Raw genomic sequence first — 17,177 nt, 5'->3', positions numbered from 1 at the left:
AAAGATTTTATAATTGAAAGAGAGGGTTAAAAGAAGAAAACTAACTATCGGAGCAATCGCTCTACCTTCTATTCAATTAACTATTGAGGTATCAGTATGAAAATTAAATCAGCTTTACTCACCCTTGCAGCGGCATTAACGGTATTGAGTAGTTCTGCCTATTCCAAAGATCTTAAAATCGGTTTATCTATTGATGATTTACGCCTAGAAAGATGGCAAAAAGACCGTGATATTTTCGTCAAAAAAGCAGAGTCTATGGGCGCAAAAGTTTTCGTACAATCTGCGAACGGTGATGATTCGGCACAAATTTCTCAAATTGAAAATATGATCAATAAAGACATTGATGTCTTAGTGATTATTCCGCACAACGGTGAAGTATTGAGCAATGTCATTGCCGAAGCGAAAAAAGAAGGCATTAAAGTATTGGCTTATGATCGCTTAATTAACAATGCTGAATTAGATTTCTATGTTTCTTTTGATAATGAAAAAGTGGGGGAATTACAAGCCAAAAGCATTGTCGCAGTAAAACCGGAAGGTAATTATTTCTTAATGGGCGGCTCACCGGTCGATAACAATGCAAAATTGTTTAGAAAAGGGCAAATGAAAGTCTTAGACCCTTTAATTAAAACAGGGAAAATTAAAGTGGTTGGCGATCAATGGGTCGATTCTTGGCTTGCCGAAAAAGCATTGCAAATTATGGAAAACGCACTCACCGCCAATAAAAATAATATTGATGCCGTTGTTGCTTCAAATGATGCGACCGCCGGTGGAGCAATTCAGGCATTAAGTGCACAAGGATTGTCAGGTAAAGTCACTATTTCAGGTCAAGATGCGGATTTAGCTGCGATTAAACGTATCGTCAACGGCTCACAAACCATGACCGTTTATAAACCTATTACAAAACTCGCAGATAAAGCTGCTCAAATCGCAGTACAGCTAGGTAAAAACGAGAAAGTTGAATCCAATGCAGAACTGAATAACGGACTTAAAAACGTCCCTGCTTATTTACTTGATCCGATTGCCGTTGATAAAACCAATATTGATGAAACGATCATTAAAGACGGTTTCCATACAAAAGAAAGCATTTATCAATAGGTTTAAAGGGGAAGTTTCTTCCCCTATTCTTTAGGGAGTATAGCTATGGCATTGTTAGAAATGAGAAACATCACAAAAAAATTTGGTGATGTGACCGCACTCCGCGATATTTCCATTGAGCTTGAAGCCGGGGAAATCCTGTCCTTATGTGGTGAAAACGGTTCAGGGAAATCCACACTAATGAAAGTGCTTTGCGGTATTTATCCTTATGGGGATTACAGTGGCAATATTTATTTTTCAGAAAGTGAATTAAAAGCCAAAAATATCAAGGAGACGGAGGAAAAAGGCATTTCCATTATTCATCAGGAGCTCACTCTGGTTAAAAATATGTCAGTGTTAGAAAATATCTTTTTGGGTAACGAAGTGACACATAAGTGTATCACCGCAGATAATGAAATGTATCTACGCTGTAAAACATTACTGCAACAGGTTCAATTAGATATTGATCCTAATACCCGTGTGGGAGAATTAGGGCTTGGTCAACAGCAATTGGTTGAAATTGCAAAAGCACTAAATAAACAAGTGAGATTATTAATTCTTGATGAGCCTACCGCCTCATTAACCGAAAAAGAAACAGCCATTCTATTAACGCTCGTTAAAGATTTAAAAGCACATAATATTGCCTGTATCTATATTTCCCACAAGTTAAATGAAGTAAAAGAAATTTCTGACAAAATCTGTGTCATTCGAGATGGTGAACATATCGGAACAAAAAATGCCGACACAATGAGTGAAGATGACATTATCACCATGATGGTGGGAAGGGAAATCACTTCTCTCTACCCTCATGAGCCTCACGAAATTAAAGACGAAATTTTACGGGTTGAAAATCTTTCTGCCTGGCATCCTATCAATACACATATTAAACGTGTGAATAATGTAAGTTTTAACCTTCATTCCGGAGAAATTCTTGGTATTGCCGGGCTTGTAGGTTCCGGTCGCACAGAGATGGTGCAATGCTTATTCGGATCTTACCAAGGTAAATATGAAGGAAAGATTTTCATTCATCAGAAACAAGTGCAGATCAAAAATTGTGAGCAGGCTATTGCACATAAAATGATGATGGTTCCGGAAGATCGGAAAAAACACGGTATCGTCTCTATTATGGGCGTTGGCAAAAACATTACACTTTCATCGTTAAAAGAATATTGTTTTGGCAAAATCGTCGTCAATGATGCAAAAGAGGAAAAGGTTATTGGCTCTGCGATTGAACAATTGAAAGTGAAAACTTCGTCTCCGGAACTTCCTATCGGACGGTTAAGCGGTGGAAACCAACAAAAAGCCATTTTGGCAAAATGCTTATTACTCAATCCTAAAATTCTTATTTTAGACGAGCCGACACGAGGGATTGATGTTGGTGCAAAATATGAAATCTATAAATTAATCAACCAATTAGCTAAAGAAGGAATGGCTATTATTGTTATTTCCTCCGAATTGCCAGAAGTGTTGGGCATTAGTGACCGAGTTCTCGTAATGCACCAAGGTAAACTCAAAGCCAGTCTGGTCAATAACGGACTCACGCAAGAACAAGTAATGGAAACCGCGCTTAAGGAGTAATCTATGTTTAAGTTAAAATCCGTAAACTTACAAGTTTATATTATGTTAATTGCCATAGCGGTGATTATGGTATTTTTCACTATTACAACGGACGGTGCTTATTTAAGTGCACGAAATATTTCTAATCTACTGCGTCAAACATCAATCACGGGTATTCTTGCCATTGGCATGGTATTTGTCATTATCTCTGCCGAAATTGATTTATCCGTTGGTTCTCTAATGGGACTATTAGGGGGATTTGCCGCCATCGCAGATGTATGGTGGGGATTGCCATTACCGGTCACAATCATCGCCACCCTTGCTTTAGGTTTACTCTTCGGTATTTGGAACGGTTGGTGGGTTGCCTATCGTAAAGTCCCTTCATTTATTGTCACCCTCGCAGGTTATCTCGCATTCCGTGGAATTTTAATCGGTCTCACCAATGGAACAACCGTATCTCCGATTAGCGGTTCAATGACAGTCATTGGACAAGGTTACCTTTCCGATATGACCGGATTCATACTTGGCGGAATAGCGGTCATTGGTTTTGTTCTCTGGGGAAATTACCAACGCAAAAGCCGCCAGCAGCTTCAACTTAACGTTCCTCCTCTATCAAAAGATTTTTCAAAATATGCCTTGTTTGCCATCATTGTATTAGGTGCCATTTATTTATTAAACGATTATCGTGGTATTCCATTCCCTGTATTAGTGCTTGCCGTTCTCGCTATATTTGGGTTATTTCTCTCCCGTAAAACCGCCTTTGGTCGCCACGTTTACGCCATTGGGGGAAATATTGATGCAGCAAAATTATCCGGCATTAACGTGGAAAAAACCAAACTGATCATCTTTGCCATGAACGGCGTATTGGTCGCCATCGCAGGATTAATTTTAAGTGCCCGTTTAGGTGCAGGTTCACCTTCTGCCGGACAAAATGCCGAATTAGATGCCATTGCCGCTTGTGTCATTGGCGGCGCGAGTTTGGCGGGAGGTATCGGGAGTGTCTTCGGTGTGGTCATTGGAGCATTGATTATCGCATTATTAGATAACGGCATGAGTATGCTTGATGTCCCGACCTTCTGGCAATATATCGTAAAAGGGGCAATTTTATTACTTGCCGTATGGATTGATACCAGTAGCAAGAAAAAAATGTAACATATTATCGCCATTGAAAAATGGCGATTTTTCTATCCGCACTTTTATAAAAATCCATTTTCCGCTATATTTCTCACAACCCAATCAACGGACAAAACAATGGCGGAACAATACTACAAAATCGCACTCTTATTTAATGCCAATAAAGTGTACGATAGACAAGTGGTGGAAGGTATTGGGCAATATATTCAGGCTTCACAATGTACGTGGGATATTTTCGTAGAAGATGAATTTATTTACCATGCTGACAGCATAAACCATTTATCTATTGACGGCATTATTGCCGATTTTGATGATCCTAAAACGGCGGAGTTACTTGAACATACCAAAATTCCGACGATTGCCGTTGGCGGCTCTTATAAACAGCCTCATTTTTATCCGCACTTTCCCTATGTTGCAACCGATAATTTCGCCCTCGTTGAACTCGCCCTTTCACACCTTCAACAAAAAGGCTTGTCTCAATTTGCTTTTTACGGAATCCAAGTAGAAGCCGAAAAGCATTGGTCGAGGGAACGAAAGAATGCGTTTATTGAATTAATGGAAAAAAATCATTATCCACTTCATCTCTATGAGGGCGGACAAATTGATGCACAAAATTGGTTATCGGAACAAGCCAAACTGGTTGATTGGTTAAAACGTCTTCCTCCTCATACCGGAATTGTGGCAGTGACAGATGCACGAGCACGCCATTTGTTACAAGCTTGCGAATACAGCAAAATCGCCGTCCCGGAAGAACTTTGCGTAGTGGGTATTGATAATGAGGAATTGATTCAGTATCTATCTCGAGTCTCCCTTTCCTCTGTCGAACAAGGCACTCGGGAAATTGGCTACCAAGCCGCCAAATTGCTACATCGGCAGCTAAACGGGCAAAAAGTCCCTCATACGCCGATTTTAATTCCACCTATCACCATACACTCGAGAAACTCCACCGATTATCGATCGCTACATGATCCCCTCGTAATGCAAGCGATGCATTATATTCGCCATCGTGCGTGCCAAGGCATAAAAGTGGAACAGGTATTGGATCATCTTGAAACATCACGTTCTAATCTTGAGCAGCGTTTCAAAAATTCGATGAATAAAACCATCCATCAGGTTATTCACGAAGAAAAAATTTCCCGAGCCAAGAATTTGTTACAACAAACAGATATCTCTATTCAAGAAATTTCCGAAATCTGCGGTTATCCTTCCATTCAATACTTTTATTCCGTATTTAAAAAAGAATTTGGCATGACACCAAGAGAATTTAGACAGAATAAGTGCGGTTAAAAATCTGAGAGAATTTTGACCGCTCTTTTCTAAATCCTTAAAACTTGATCTATCTCTATTTTTTATTCTCCTATTTGCACTACACTAACACTTTAGTAGTACAAATAATATACAAGGAGATCATTATGAGTATTTTTAGTGTCCCACCGGATTTACCGGTCACAAAATCTAAAGAAGAAATAGATAAAACCTACCGTTATTGGCGGCTGCATTTGATGATCACAAGCTATATAGGCTATGCCGTATTCTATTTCACAAGAAAAAGTTTTAACTTTGTTATGCCGGCAATGTTGACAGATTTAGGTTTACAAAAAGCAGATATTGGAATTATGGGTACAGCGTTTTACCTTACTTATGGTGTATCCAAATTCTTATCTGGCGTACTTAGTGATCGTTCTAATCCCCGCTACTTTATGGGCATCGGATTAATGATGACCGGTGTGGTAAATATCCTGTTTGGAATGAGTTCATCCGTCTTTATGTTCATTACACTTTGGATGATTAATGCATTCTTCCAAGGTTGGGGGTGGCCACCTTGTTCTAAAATTTTAAACACTTGGTACTCACGTAATGAACGCGGTTTATGGTGGGCGATCTGGAACACTTCACATAATCTTGGTGGTGCGCTAATTCCTCTCTTAGCCGGTGCTGTCACTCTTTATTGGGGATGGCGTTATGGCATGATCGTACCGGGGATTATTGCTTGTGTTCTTGGATTTGCTTTGTGTTTCTTATTGCGTGATCGCCCTTCTTCAATGGGTTTACCCACTGTCGGTGAATGGCGCGATGATATCGCTGAAAAAGAGCATGAGAATGAAGGGTTAGGTTTATCTAACTGGGAAATTCTCAAAACCTACGTATTCAAAAATAGCATTATTTGGGCATTAGCATTTTCTTGGTGCTTTATTTATATCATCCGTACCGGTATTAATGACTGGGGAAATCTCTATTTAACAGAAACTCATGGTTATGATTTATTAAAAGCCAACTCTGCCGTTTCATTCTTTGAAGTCGGCGGTTTTTTAGGAGCATTGTTTGCCGGATGGGGATCGGATAAGTTCTTCAATGGTAATCGTACTCAAATGAACATTATTTATGTGCTTGGCATTATCTCTACATCTCTCGCACTATGGTTCATTCCAAGTGATAACTATATTATTATGAGCGGGCTATTCTTCTTAATAGGATTCTTTATTTTCGGACCACAATTCTTAATCGCCATGGCAGCTGCCGAAAACTCCCATAAATATGCCTCAGGATCCTCTACCGGCTTTGTGAGCTTATTCGCCTACATTGGTGCCGCAGCAGCCGGCGCACCACTCGCATGGATTATCCAATCCTTACACTGGAACGGTTTCTTCGGTAGTCTCTTTATCGTATCACTAGGCTGTGCGTTATTGCTTGTACTTGTCTATTTCTTACAACTTAAGAAAAATAAAGTTTCAGCATAAAGAGATCAAAAACAAAGAGCGGTTAAAAATCTGAGAGAATTTTGACCGCTCTTTTTTGTTAGATTAAACCTGATGCGCCAAGCGATATTCGACCAAATCTTCTATCGTCAGCACTACATAACCAAATTTTTGTGCAAATTCAATAACTTCCGGTGCTCGTGCCATGGTGCCGTCATCATTGGTGATTTCACAAATCACCCCTGCTGCTTTAAAACCTGCAAGGCGGGCAAGATCCACAGAGGCTTCTGTGTGTCCACGGCGAGCAAGTACGCCACCATTTACCGCACGAAGCGGGAAAATATGGCCGGGGCGATGTAAATCCGCAGGTACAGCATTATCCGCAACCGCAGCTTGAATCGTGGTAACCCGATCAGCGGCAGATACCCCGGTGGATACGCCTTTCGCAGCTTCAATAGTCACGGTAAAAGCAGTTTTGTTCACGCTATTGTTGTTTTCCACCATCGGCGGTAAATCAAGTTGTTGGCAACGTTCTTCCGTAATACACAGACACACGATACCGCTGCCGTAACGAATTAATTTCGCCATTTGCTCGGTGGTGATGGTTTCCGCCGGGAAGATTAAATCCCCTTCGTTTTCGCGATTTTCATCATCTAAAACCAATACACCATTCCCTTTTTTGAATGCTTGAATGGCGTTGGCTACACGTTCTTCGGCGGTTGTACCGAATGGGAATAAAATGGACTGATTCATCGTAATTTCCTTTATTTCTTAGATTAAAATTAACCAGAATCAGGGCTGAGAAATGCAAATAAAAAGAACGGCTTGGCAACCCAATCCGCTTTATTCTCTTTCATCCAGACTTTACTGTCGGCTTTGGAATTACACCAAATCTGCTAACCTTAAAAGTGTTTAATGCGTCAAAAAATGCTTACTAAAAATTGACCGCACTTTTAAGTGCTCGCGGGCTTTACCGCCGGTAGGGAATTTCACCCTGCCCTGAGAATGCGCGTAGAGTATAGCCTAAAATCATTAAGTAAAAAATCAGAACGTGAAAAATATTTGCATTTATCCTACAATACGCCTACTTAATCCTTATGTGATTGGCAGGTAAAGCATGTCAGCAATCCAAGAGAAAAAAGTCGGTGTTATTTTCGGGAAGTTTTATCCCGTCCATACCGGTCATATTAATATGATTTATGAAGCGTTTAGTAAAGTCGATGAATTGCACGTGATAGTGTGTAGCGATACCGAACGTGATTTGAAGCTCTTTTATGATAGCAAAATGAAACGTATGCCTACCGTGCAAGATCGTTTACGTTGGATGCAGCAAATCTTCAAATATCAAAAAAATCAGATTTTTATCCACCATTTAATTGAAGACGGTATTCCGAGCTATCCTAATGGTTGGCAGGCTTGGAGCGAAGCAGTAAAAAACCTGTTCAAAGAAAAAGGATTTGAGCCCGCCGTGGTTTTCAGCAGTGAACCACAGGATAAAGCCCCTTACGAAAAATATTTGGGTTTAGAAGTCTCTTTGGTGGATCCTGACCGTACGTTCTTTAATGTGTCAGCAACCAAAATACGCACCACCCCTTTCCAATATTGGAAATTTATTCCGAAAGAAGTTCGTCCGTTTTTTGCCAAAACCGTCGCCATTTTAGGCGGGGAAAGCAGCGGTAAAAGTGTGCTGGTGAATAAACTGGCTGCGGTATTTAACACCACATCTGCATGGGAATACGGGCGTGAGTTCGTGTTTGAAAAACTGGGCGGTGATGAGCAAGCTATGCAGTATTCAGACTATCCGCAAATGGCATTAGGGCACCAGCGTTACATTGATTATGCGGTTCGCCACGCACATAAAATCGCCTTTATTGATACGGATTTTATTACTACACAAGCATTTTGTATTCAATACGAAGGAAAAGCCCACCCTTTCCTTGATTCCATGATCAAAGAATACCCCTTTGATGTCACCATTTTGCTAAAAAATAACACCAAGTGGGTGGATGACGGTTTACGCAGTTTAGGATCTCAAAAACAACGTCAACAATTCCAACAATTGCTTAAAAAATTGTTAGATAAATACAAAGTGCCTTACATTGAAATTGAATCACCAAGCTATTTAGAGCGCTACAATCAAGTGAAATCAGTGATTGAAAAAATATTAAATGAAGAAGAATTGGATAATTTACAAAACGGTCCGAAAACATTAAAGAGTAAATAAGATGATTCTATTTGCAGGTGATCCACACGGAAGTTATGAACATCTCTATCCTTTTGTACAAAAAAACGACAACGTTGCTCTGATTATTTTGGGTGACTTACAACTTTCTTCACCTGATGAATTGGAAAAACTGGCACAGTACTGTGATATCTGGTTTATTCATGGTAATCACGACAGTAAAACGGTCGAAGCCTTTGATGCTATTTGGGGATCGGAATGGAAACAGTGCAATTTACATAATCGTGTAAAGGAAATTCAAGGTGTCCGTATTGCCGGATTAGGCGGCGTATTCCGAGGTCAAATCTGGATGCCGCCAAATCGTCCAATGTTTTTTGATCCCATTCATTATTGCCAATATAGCCCTCAGGAAAAAATTTGGCGTGGTGGCGTGCCACTGCGTCATCGCACTTCTATTTTTCCTTCAGATATCGAGGCGCTGGAAAATGAAAAAGCAGATATTTTAATCTGCCATGAAGCGCCTAAACCCCATCCAATGGGTTTTCAAGTGATTAACGGGCTTGCAGAAAAAATGGGCGTAAAACATATTTTTCACGGACATCACCACGATAATTTTATTTATAAAACCCAGCATTCTTACAAAATTACAAATGTGGGATTCCGTAGCCTTGCTGATGTCGATGGAAATTATTTATTGAAAAATATTGATGATCGTGAAGGAAGATAAAACACCTTCTAACTAAATTATGAGTGGAAATTATTAAAAACGAAAGATAAAAGGGAAATGGCGCACCCGAAAGGATTCGAACCTTTGACCGCTCGGTTCGTAGCCGAGTACTCTATCCAGCTGAGCTACGGGTGCGTAGTGATGTTTTAGTTATTCTTGACCATTTAAAAAAGATAGAGCCGCTTTAAAATGGCGCACCCGAGAGGATTCGAACCTCTGACCGCTCGGTTCGTAGCCGAGTACTCTATCCAGCTGAGCTACGGGTGCAGAATAAATAAAACCACAAATGGCGGTGAGAGAGGGATTCGAACCCTCGATGGAGTTTTTGACCCCATACTCCCTTAGCAGGGGAGCGCCTTCAGCCTCTCGGCCATCTCACCACAATCGGTGTGTGGGCGGTATAATACGTTTTTTTGAAAATATGTCAAACCCTTTTTTGAAAAAGGTAATGTATTTGAATATTTTATCTTCATATTGTGCAAATAAAGTGCGCTTAGAAAAACTTTCCTTTTTCCGACCGCACTTCTAGCCATTTAAAATGGCACGGAGACGATCCAGCTGACTTTCCGTCTGTTGTTGTTTCTGTTCTGCGGTAAGCTGAGGTTTATCCCGTTCCCAAAGCACATCGTCGTTCGGTAATTCGGCTAAAAATCGGCTCGGTTCCGGGCGAATCAGCTCTCCATATTGACGGCGTTCTCGGCATAGGGAAAACGTCAGCTCCCTCTGTGCCCTGGTGATCCCCACATAAGCCAAACGGCGTTCTTCTTCTACATTATCTTCATCAATACTGGTTTGATGTGGCAAAATGCCTTCTTCCATACCGATCAAGTACACGTAGGGAAATTCTAGTCCTTTTGAGGCATGTAACGTCATCAACTGGACTTGGTCACTTTCCTCATCATCTTCGCTCCGCTCCAACATATCACGCAAAGTCAAACGGGTGACCACTTGATTGAGATTCATCGGTTCGTTGGTTTCATTGCCTTTCAACATATCCGCAACCCAATCAAACAATGTGGCGACATTTTTACTTTGCATCTCTGCGGCTTTTGGCGTGGTGGCATATTCGTATAAATATTCTTCATAATGAATGGCAGACAACATTGCACGCACGGCTCTTTCCGGCTCCGAACGTTGCACTTCATCATTTAATTCAACTATCCAACGACCAAATTTTTGCAGCGCATCATAGGCTTTCGGTGTCACTCGTTGAATAAGTTCAAACTCAAAAATCGCCTCAAACAAGCTAATGTGTTTTTCCTGTGCAAGCTCGCCCAGTTTTTGTAAAGTTGCCGTGCCGATCTCACGCTTTGGCGTATTGACGATACGCAAAAATGCCGCATCGTCATCTTGGTTCACCACTAAACGCAAATACGCCATCATATCCTTAATTTCCGCACGAGAGAAAAAAGAGGTGCCACCGGAAATTTTATAGGGAATACGGTTTTGCATCAGTACCTTTTCCAACAAACGGGATTGGTGATTACCACGATACAAAATCGCGTAATCCTTATATTTTGTCTTGCGACTAAAACGATGAGCGATTAATTCAGCCACAATGCGTTCGGCTTCGTGTTCTTCATTCTTCGCTTCAATCACCAGCAATTTTTCCCCCTCACCGATGTTAGAAAACAATTTTTTGTCGAACACGTGTTGATTGTTATCAATCAAGATGTTGGCACAATGCAAAATACGCTGGGTGGAACGGTAATTTTGTTCCAATTTAATCACTTGTAAATGAGGAAAATCATCACGCAAACGCTCCATATTTTCCGGTTTTGCTCCACGCCAAGAATAGATAGATTGGTCATCATCGCCCACCACGGTAAAACAGGCTCGTTCCCCCACCAACAATTTAATCAATTCATATTGGCTAGTGTTAGTATCTTGATATTCATCCACCAATAAATAGCGAATTTTTTCCTGCCATTTTGACCGCACTTCTTCATTTTGTTTGAATAATAAAGTCGGGAGCATAATCAAATCGTCAAAATCCAAGGCATTATAAGCACGAATTTGTGCCGCATAACGTTCGTAACATTTGGCAAAGGTTTGATATTTCCCATCCCGTGCTAAGGCATAGGCTTGCTTTGGTGAAACTAAATCATTTTTCCAATTGGAAATCACAGAAATTAATTCACGCAGAAGATCTTTGTCTTCTTTCAATACATCTGCGGTGAGTTCTTTTAATAAAGCAAATTGATCCTGTTCATCAAACAATGTCATATTGGCTTTGAAACCCAATGCCTTGTATTCCCGTTTGATGATGTCAAAACCGAGGGTATGAAAGGTGGAAACCGTCAGCCCTTTCGATTGTTCTTTTCCGATGGAATGCGCCACCCGCTCTTTCATTTCCCGCGCCGCTTTATTGGTGAAAGTGACCGCTGCAATCTGTTTCGGCGAATAACTGCGCTTTTCAATCAAATGGGCAATTTTGTTAATAATGACACGCGTTTTACCGGAACCTGCACCGGCAAGCACCAAACAAGGGCCGGTCACATATTCTACTGCGTGTTGTTGTTGGGGATTCAGTTTCATCATTGTTATTGAGCCCATGCGTAGGGCAGTAAAACAGTATCGAGTAAAAAGGAGAGAGGCAAATCCAAAATCGGTAAGCCCCATTTCTGTGCCATTTCCAGATCGTAGGCGACACCGGCATAGGCGGTATAATCTTGCGAAGGGTCAACCAATTTCACCACGGTGCCACAACCGGATAAGGCAAAAAGTGCGGTTAAAATAAAGGCTATTTTTCGCATCGCGTTTGCAAAGTATTGAAGACTGTCGTTGGCACGAGCTCAGCCACATCGCCACCATGTAAATAAATTTCACGCACGATAGTCGATGAAACAAAAGCCCACTTTTCGGTAGGTGGAAAGAACAGGCTTTCAACCCCCTTTGTGAGAAGCCGATTAAGGGACGCAAGTTGGAGTTCGTATTCAAAATCTGTTGTAGTACGCACCCCTCGGATAATCGCTGTAATATCATAGGCTTTAATGACATTCGCCAACAAATCGGAAAAACCAAAGACTTCCACATTCGCTAAATGAGCAACGGATTGTCGGGCAAGTTCCACTCGTTCATCCAAAGAAAATAATGGTTTTTTACTTGGGCTATTCGCCACTGCCACGAAAACTTTGGGAAAAATGACCGCACTTCGCTCAATAATATCCAAATGCCCGTTTGTGATGGGATCAAAAGTGCCGGGATAGATTACCGCTGTCATACTTTACGCTCCAAATAAGGCTTTAATAAATCAAATAAACGTGATAATGCGCCTCTATTTTCCATTAATACTTCATAGCCGGCATGACCCAAACGCAAGCGGGCTTCTTTTGAGCTAAGTAATGCTTCCACCGCTCTCTCTAACGCTTTAACCGTTGAATTAACCTCTAATACTCCCTGCATTTCAACAAGCGTTCTAAAAACCTCAGGAAAATTAAAGGTATGCTTTCCACTAATCACCGGAATTTTAAATGCCAGCGGTTCAAGAGGGTTATGTCCGCCATGTTTGACAAGACTCCCCCCCACAAAAGCAATGTCAGAAATACCATACATCAACATCATTTCTCCCATCGTATCGCCTAAAATCAGCTGAGTATTTGCATTCGGCAATTCACCGGTCGAACGACGAATAAATTGAAATTTTTCCTTTTTGATCAAGGCGGCAACGGAGTTAAATCGTTCAGGATGACGTGGCACCAGTAATAAAAGGAGATTAGGGTATTTTTCAAGCAGTTGACGATGTGTCTGCAAAATAATTTCTTCTTCCCCTTCATGCGTACTTGCTGCAATCCAAATTTGGCGTGCTTGTGCCCATTGTTCACGCAACATTTTAATTTGCTCAAGTAACGCTTGGTTCACCGTTAAATCATATTTAATATTACCCGTAAGTTTAAGTTTCTCTTGGGGATAACCTAGTTCAAGAAAACGTCTTTCACTAATTTGATCTTGCGGGGCAATCAAACTAATTTGAGACCACATATTTTGTAAACGAGGCCGTACTTTTCCATAACGCCTCGCAGAACGGGAAGACAAACGGGCATTTGCCACAATAAAAGGAAGATCTCGGTGATATAGTTGCTGAATTAAATTCGGCCACAACTCAGTTTCAATAGCAATACAAAGTTTTGGTTGAATAAAATCAATGAAACGATTAATCGAGAAAGGGAGATCATAAGGTAAATAGCAGTGGGTCACGCTCTCACCAAAGGCAGCCTTAACACGTTCGGAACCGGTTGGTGTCACAGTGGTAAACGTAATGGATAAATCAGGATAATCCTTCTGAATGCGGCGCACTAAAGGCGTTGCGGCTATCACTTCGCCAACAGAAGCCGCATGAACCACAATGCCATGAGGAGAAGGAGCGGTTAAATGGTGATAAAAACCATAGCGCTCTCCCCATCTTTTACGATAATCCGGTGCTTTAAACCCTCTCATCCACATAAAAAGTAGCACTAATGGCTGAATCAGGTACATTAGAGCGGTATAAAAAAAACGCCACATAAACTAAATTCGGTTATACTTGAAAAATTTTTAGTAGTATAGCAAAAAAGGAATCAAAATATGCCAACAATTAGCGTTGCAATGATTGTAAAAAATGAAGGGCAAGATCTTGCATTATGCTTAGAGACAGTCAAAGATTGGGTAGATGAAATCATCATTTTAGATTCTGGCAGTACCGATAATACAAAGGAAATTGCACTAAGCTATGGGGCAAAATTCTATGAAAATACCGATTGGCCGGGCTTCGGTAAACAACGTCAAATTGCCCAACAATATGTCACTTCCGACTATGTACTTTGGTTAGATGCCGATGAACGTATCACACCGGAATTACGCCAATCAATCCAAGGTGCCGTACAGCAAAACCCGGAAAATACAGTGTTTGAAATTCCACGCATCAGCGAGGTGTTCGGGCGAAAAATTCGCCATTCCGGCTGGTATCCTGACTATGTCGTTCGTTTATACCGCACCGATTATGCCGGTTATAATGATGCTTTAGTTCATGAGAAAGTGTGTTATCCGAAAAATACCCGCATTGAGCAATTAACAGGTGATTTAGAACATTTCACTTACAAAAATCTTCATCATTATTTAGTAAAATCAGCCGGTTATGCCAAAGCATGGGCAGATCAACGCCAAGCAAAAGGAAAAAAAGCAACGCTTTGGCAAGGAATAAGCCATGGGATCGGCTGTTTTATGAAAATGTACTTTTTAAAAGCCGGTTTTTTGGACGGAAGACAAGGTTTTTTACTGGCTATACTTTCTGCCCATTCCACCTTTGTGAAATATGCCGATTTATGGGAAAGAGAGCAGCATTAAAAAAGTGCGGTTAAAATTAACCGCACTTTTTCATTTCTAACGATAAAAAACTAATTTTTTGCCGCCGCTGCCGCTTTTACAATCACGGCAAATGCCGGCGCTTTAAGTGATGCACCACCCACTAATGCCCCATCAATATCAGGTTGAGTAAATAATTCCGCTGCATTTGCATCATTAACAGAGCCACCATATTGGATGATCACTTGATCTGCCACCGCTTGAGATTTAGCCGCAATGTGACCACGAATAAAGGCGTGAACGGCTTGTGCCTGTGCCGGAGTCGCGGATTTACCGGTACCAATTGCCCAAATTGGCTCATAAGCAATCACTGCACCGTTAAAAGCTTCCACGCCCAGTGCGTTGATGACTGCATCAATTTGACGAGCGCATACTTCTTCGGTTTTACCTGCTTCGTTTTCCTCTTCAGATTCACCGATACATAATACAGGTACTAAACCCGCTTCTTTTAATGCAGCAAATTTTTTCGCAATAAATTCATCACTTTCTTTGTGATAAGTGCGACGCTCAGAATGGCCAATAATAATATATTTTGCACCAAAATCTTTTAACATTTCCGTTGAAATATCACCGGTAAATGCCCCTTTCACATTCACATCTACATTTTGTGCGCCAAGCACAATTTTACTACCAGCGAGAGCTGTTTCTGCTTCTGCTAAGTACATCACCGGAGGAGCGATTGCGACATCACAACCATTCACATTAGCTAATTCTGCTTTTAAACCTTCGATTAATTCTTTGGTAAAAGCTTTACTACCATTTAATTTCCAGTTACCCATTACTAAAGGACGACGTGCCATTTGTGTTTCTCCATATTAATTAACAAATGGAGTTACTATACCAAATTTTCGTCTTGATTCTTTGTTCAAAATCACAAATTTTAAAAATTTTTTCCTGAGTGCGTGATTCTTCAATCTGAAAAAGCTACAATCTATTCTATAGAAATCATAGAAAGTAACCGGTTTTATTAAAATGAAGATTTTTAAAGCTGAACAATGGAACATTGAGGTGCTTTTGCCCCTTTTTGAACATTACCGTCTTGCCAATGGAATGACTGAAAATCCTGACCGCACTTTAACATTCTTAACCAACCGTATCCGCTTTAATGAAAGCCTCTTTTTTATTGCCGTAAATTCACAAGATGAAGCTGTTGGATTTATTCAACTTTACCCGCGTCTATCCTCCCTCCAATTACAACGCTATTGGCAGCTGACAGATATCTATGTTGTGAATTGCTCTATGCAAACTGAAATCTATACCGCACTAATCTCCAAAGCAAAAGATTTTGTACTTTATACGCAATCAAATCGCTTGGTCGCTGAGTTAGGGCAAGCGCAACGTGAATTATTAGAACAAGAAGGTTTCAGATTAAATCCGAAAAAAAGTCTATTTGAATTAACCTTATAATGCTTACAGATCTTCAATCTTACTGGGATTATTTGCGTATTGAGCGTCAAGTCAGTCCACATACTCTTGCCAATTATCAACGGCAGCTTAATGCTGTATTAACCCTACTAACCACACAGGGTATCCAACAGTGGCAACAAATTACCCCTAGCATCGTGCGTTTTATATTGGCTCAAAGCAAGAAAGAAGGTCTTCAAGAAAAAAGTTTAGCATTGCGTCTTTCCGCCCTTCGAATGTTTTTGAGCTATTTAGTGCAGCAAGGCAAATTGAAAGCCAACCCTACCACGGGAATTTCAGCACCTAAACAAAGTAAACGTTTACCCAAAAATATTGATGGCGACCAAATCCAACAGCTTCTTGCCAATGACAGCAAAGAGCCGATAGATATCCGCGATCGTGCCATTTTAGAATTAATGTATAGTTCCGGGTTACGTTTATCAGAGATACAAGGATTAGATTTAAGCAGTATTAATACACGCACCCGTGAAGTTCGAGTATTAGGAAAAGGTAACAAGGAGCGTATTGTACCTTTTGGGCGTTATGCCTCACACGCCCTACAACAATGGTTAAAAGTGCGGTTATTATTTAATCCGAAAGATGAGGCACTATTTGTCAGTCAATTAGGAAACCGTATTTCTCATCGGTCCATCCAAAAACGTTTGGAAACTTGGGGAATTCGCCAAGGGCTAAACAGTCACCTAAACCCACACAAACTCCGTCATTCCTTTGCAACTCATATGCTAGAAGCCAGCTCTGATCTCCGAGCGGTGCAAGAATTACTTGGGCATAGTAACCTTTCAACCACACAAATTTACACCCATCTTAATTTTCAACACCTTGCAGAGGTTTACGATCAAGCACATCCTCGTGCTAAACGTAAAAAGTAAAGTGCAGTTAATTTGATAAGGAATTTTAACTCCCCACACATAGCAATTAGCAATAGCCAAAAAAGCAAAATCCCCCGAACCTTTCGGCTCAGGGGATGACTTTATGTCGTAAATATAAAAAATCCCAAAGCCTATCAACTTCGGGATTAAAATAAAAAACCTGGCGGTGCCCT

At 40.7% G+C, this 17,177-nt stretch carries 15 protein-coding genes, 3 tRNA genes, 1 pseudogene and 1 riboswitch; of the genes and pseudogenes, 10 read left to right on the top strand and 9 right to left on the bottom strand.

The window, feature by feature from the left end:
• Positions 1-96: 96 nt before the first annotated feature.
• From xylF to uhpC, 5 genes are all read left to right on the top strand, one after another.
• Positions 97-1,095: a D-xylose ABC transporter substrate-binding protein gene (xylF, locus tag BKG94_RS08025; protein ID WP_077436024.1), complete on the top strand. Its 999-nt coding sequence runs from the start codon at positions 97-99 to the stop codon at positions 1,093-1,095.
• 45 nt (positions 1,096-1,140) lie between these two features.
• A complete protein-coding gene (xylG, locus tag BKG94_RS08020) occupies positions 1,141-2,652 on the top strand; it encodes a D-xylose ABC transporter ATP-binding protein (protein ID WP_077436022.1) in 1,512 nt (503 codons plus the stop codon).
• A 3-nt stretch (positions 2,653-2,655) separates the two neighbouring features.
• Positions 2,656-3,783, top strand: coding sequence for a sugar ABC transporter permease (locus BKG94_RS08015; RefSeq protein ID WP_077436020.1), 1,128 nt, complete (start codon positions 2,656-2,658; stop codon positions 3,781-3,783).
• A 99-nt stretch (positions 3,784-3,882) separates the two neighbouring features.
• Positions 3,883-5,052, top strand: coding sequence for a XylR family transcriptional regulator (locus BKG94_RS08010; protein ID WP_077436018.1), 1,170 nt, complete (start codon positions 3,883-3,885; stop codon positions 5,050-5,052).
• Positions 5,053-5,177: 125 nt separating this feature from the next.
• A complete protein-coding gene (gene uhpC, locus BKG94_RS08005) occupies positions 5,178-6,503 on the top strand; it encodes an MFS transporter family glucose-6-phosphate receptor UhpC (protein WP_077436016.1) in 1,326 nt (441 codons plus the stop codon).
• 63 nt (positions 6,504-6,566) lie between these two features.
• On the opposite strand, the gene ribB is transcribed toward uhpC, so the two are convergent.
• Complete coding sequence (gene ribB, locus BKG94_RS08000; RefSeq protein WP_077436014.1) at positions 6,567-7,214, bottom strand: 3,4-dihydroxy-2-butanone-4-phosphate synthase; 648 nt, start codon at positions 7,212-7,214, stop codon at positions 6,567-6,569.
• An 88-nt stretch (positions 7,215-7,302) separates the two neighbouring features.
• Positions 7,303-7,472: riboswitch (FMN riboswitch) on the bottom strand.
• Between ribB and nadR the strand changes: the two are divergent.
• Together nadR and BKG94_RS07990 are read left to right on the top strand one after the other, a co-directional pair.
• Positions 7,467-8,685: pseudogene (gene nadR, locus BKG94_RS07995) on the top strand (multifunctional transcriptional regulator/nicotinamide-nucleotide adenylyltransferase/ribosylnicotinamide kinase NadR). (Overlaps the previous riboswitch by 6 nt.)
• 1 nt (position 8,686) lies before the next feature.
• Entirely contained in the window at positions 8,687-9,370 is a 684-nt protein-coding gene (locus BKG94_RS07990) for a metallophosphoesterase family protein (RefSeq protein WP_077436010.1), read from the top strand.
• 58 nt (positions 9,371-9,428) lie between these two features.
• On the opposite strand, the gene BKG94_RS07985 is transcribed toward BKG94_RS07990, so the two are convergent.
• The 7 genes from BKG94_RS07985 to waaA all read right to left on the bottom strand — a co-directional run bounded on the left by BKG94_RS07985 (position 9,429) and on the right by waaA (position 13,873).
• Positions 9,429-9,505 (bottom strand) — tRNA-Arg (locus BKG94_RS07985).
• 55 nt (positions 9,506-9,560) lie between these two features.
• A tRNA-Arg gene (locus BKG94_RS07980) sits at positions 9,561-9,637 on the bottom strand.
• A gap of 20 nt (positions 9,638-9,657) precedes the next feature.
• A tRNA-Ser gene (locus BKG94_RS07975) sits at positions 9,658-9,750 on the bottom strand.
• Positions 9,751-9,895: 145 nt separating this feature from the next.
• Positions 9,896-11,908 (bottom strand): DNA helicase Rep, encoded by a 2,013-nt coding sequence (gene rep / locus BKG94_RS07970; RefSeq protein ID WP_077436062.1) that lies wholly within the window; start codon positions 11,906-11,908, stop codon positions 9,896-9,898.
• 5 nt (positions 11,909-11,913) lie between these two features.
• Positions 11,914-12,126: a YceK/YidQ family lipoprotein gene (locus BKG94_RS07965; protein ID WP_077436008.1), complete on the bottom strand. Its 213-nt coding sequence runs from the start codon at positions 12,124-12,126 to the stop codon at positions 11,914-11,916.
• Positions 12,114-12,593, bottom strand: a complete 480-nt coding sequence (coaD, locus tag BKG94_RS07960; RefSeq protein ID WP_077436006.1) for a pantetheine-phosphate adenylyltransferase — start codon at positions 12,591-12,593, stop codon at positions 12,114-12,116. The genes BKG94_RS07965 and coaD overlap by 13 nt, the downstream gene beginning before the upstream one ends.
• Complete coding sequence (gene waaA / locus BKG94_RS07955; RefSeq protein WP_077436004.1) at positions 12,590-13,873, bottom strand: lipid IV(A) 3-deoxy-D-manno-octulosonic acid transferase; 1,284 nt, start codon at positions 13,871-13,873, stop codon at positions 12,590-12,592. Before waaA ends, coaD begins: the two co-directional genes overlap by 4 nt.
• Before the next feature lie 60 nt (positions 13,874-13,933).
• On the opposite strand from waaA, the gene BKG94_RS07950 reads away from it, so the two are divergent.
• Entirely contained in the window at positions 13,934-14,692 is a 759-nt protein-coding gene (locus BKG94_RS07950; RefSeq protein WP_077436002.1) for a glycosyltransferase family 2 protein, read from the top strand.
• A gap of 50 nt (positions 14,693-14,742) precedes the next feature.
• Here the strand turns inward: BKG94_RS07950 and tpiA are convergent, their stop codons facing one another.
• On the bottom strand, positions 14,743-15,510 hold the full coding sequence (gene tpiA / locus BKG94_RS07945) for a triose-phosphate isomerase (protein WP_077436000.1): 768 nt from the start codon (positions 15,508-15,510) through the stop codon (positions 14,743-14,745).
• Between the two features lie 172 nt (positions 15,511-15,682).
• Here tpiA and BKG94_RS07940 point away from each other — a divergent pair, with 172 nt between their 5' ends.
• Both BKG94_RS07940 and xerC read left to right on the top strand, forming a co-directional pair.
• Positions 15,683-16,117 (top strand): GNAT family N-acetyltransferase, encoded by a 435-nt coding sequence (locus BKG94_RS07940; RefSeq protein ID WP_077435998.1) that lies wholly within the window; start codon positions 15,683-15,685, stop codon positions 16,115-16,117.
• Positions 16,117-17,004 (top strand): tyrosine recombinase XerC, encoded by an 888-nt coding sequence (gene xerC / locus BKG94_RS07935; RefSeq protein ID WP_077435996.1) that lies wholly within the window; start codon positions 16,117-16,119, stop codon positions 17,002-17,004. Before BKG94_RS07940 ends, xerC begins: the two co-directional genes overlap by 1 nt.
• Positions 17,005-17,177 lie beyond the last annotated feature (173 nt).

Source organism: Rodentibacter ratti, from assembly GCF_002000485.1.
GTDB classification, from domain to species: domain Bacteria; phylum Pseudomonadota; class Gammaproteobacteria; order Enterobacterales; family Pasteurellaceae; genus Rodentibacter; species Rodentibacter ratti.
Note: the sequence above shows the minus strand (reverse complement) of the source record. Positions and strands in the feature narration are given on the sequence as shown.

Coding starts and splice junctions, on each gene's coding strand:
- rep (WP_077436062.1), bottom strand. CDS start 11,908: ATGAAACTGAATCCCCAACAACAACACGCAGTAGAATATGTGACCGGC.
- BKG94_RS07990 (WP_077436010.1), top strand. CDS start 8,687: ATGATTCTATTTGCAGGTGATCCACACGGAAGTTATGAACATCTCTAT.
- BKG94_RS07965 (WP_077436008.1), bottom strand. CDS start 12,126: ATGCGAAAAATAGCCTTTATTTTAACCGCACTTTTTGCCTTATCCGGT.
- xylF (WP_077436024.1), top strand. CDS start 97: ATGAAAATTAAATCAGCTTTACTCACCCTTGCAGCGGCATTAACGGTA.
- BKG94_RS07940 (WP_077435998.1), top strand. CDS start 15,683: ATGAAGATTTTTAAAGCTGAACAATGGAACATTGAGGTGCTTTTGCCC.
- xylG (WP_077436022.1), top strand. CDS start 1,141: ATGGCATTGTTAGAAATGAGAAACATCACAAAAAAATTTGGTGATGTG.
- BKG94_RS08015 (WP_077436020.1), top strand. CDS start 2,656: ATGTTTAAGTTAAAATCCGTAAACTTACAAGTTTATATTATGTTAATT.
- xerC (WP_077435996.1), top strand. CDS start 16,117: ATGCTTACAGATCTTCAATCTTACTGGGATTATTTGCGTATTGAGCGT.
- waaA (WP_077436004.1), bottom strand. CDS start 13,873: ATGTGGCGTTTTTTTTATACCGCTCTAATGTACCTGATTCAGCCATTA.
- ribB (WP_077436014.1), bottom strand. CDS start 7,214: ATGAATCAGTCCATTTTATTCCCATTCGGTACAACCGCCGAAGAACGT.
- coaD (WP_077436006.1), bottom strand. CDS start 12,593: ATGACAGCGGTAATCTATCCCGGCACTTTTGATCCCATCACAAACGGG.
- uhpC (WP_077436016.1), top strand. CDS start 5,178: ATGAGTATTTTTAGTGTCCCACCGGATTTACCGGTCACAAAATCTAAA.
- BKG94_RS08010 (WP_077436018.1), top strand. CDS start 3,883: ATGGCGGAACAATACTACAAAATCGCACTCTTATTTAATGCCAATAAA.
- BKG94_RS07950 (WP_077436002.1), top strand. CDS start 13,934: ATGCCAACAATTAGCGTTGCAATGATTGTAAAAAATGAAGGGCAAGAT.
- tpiA (WP_077436000.1), bottom strand. CDS start 15,510: ATGGCACGTCGTCCTTTAGTAATGGGTAACTGGAAATTAAATGGTAGT.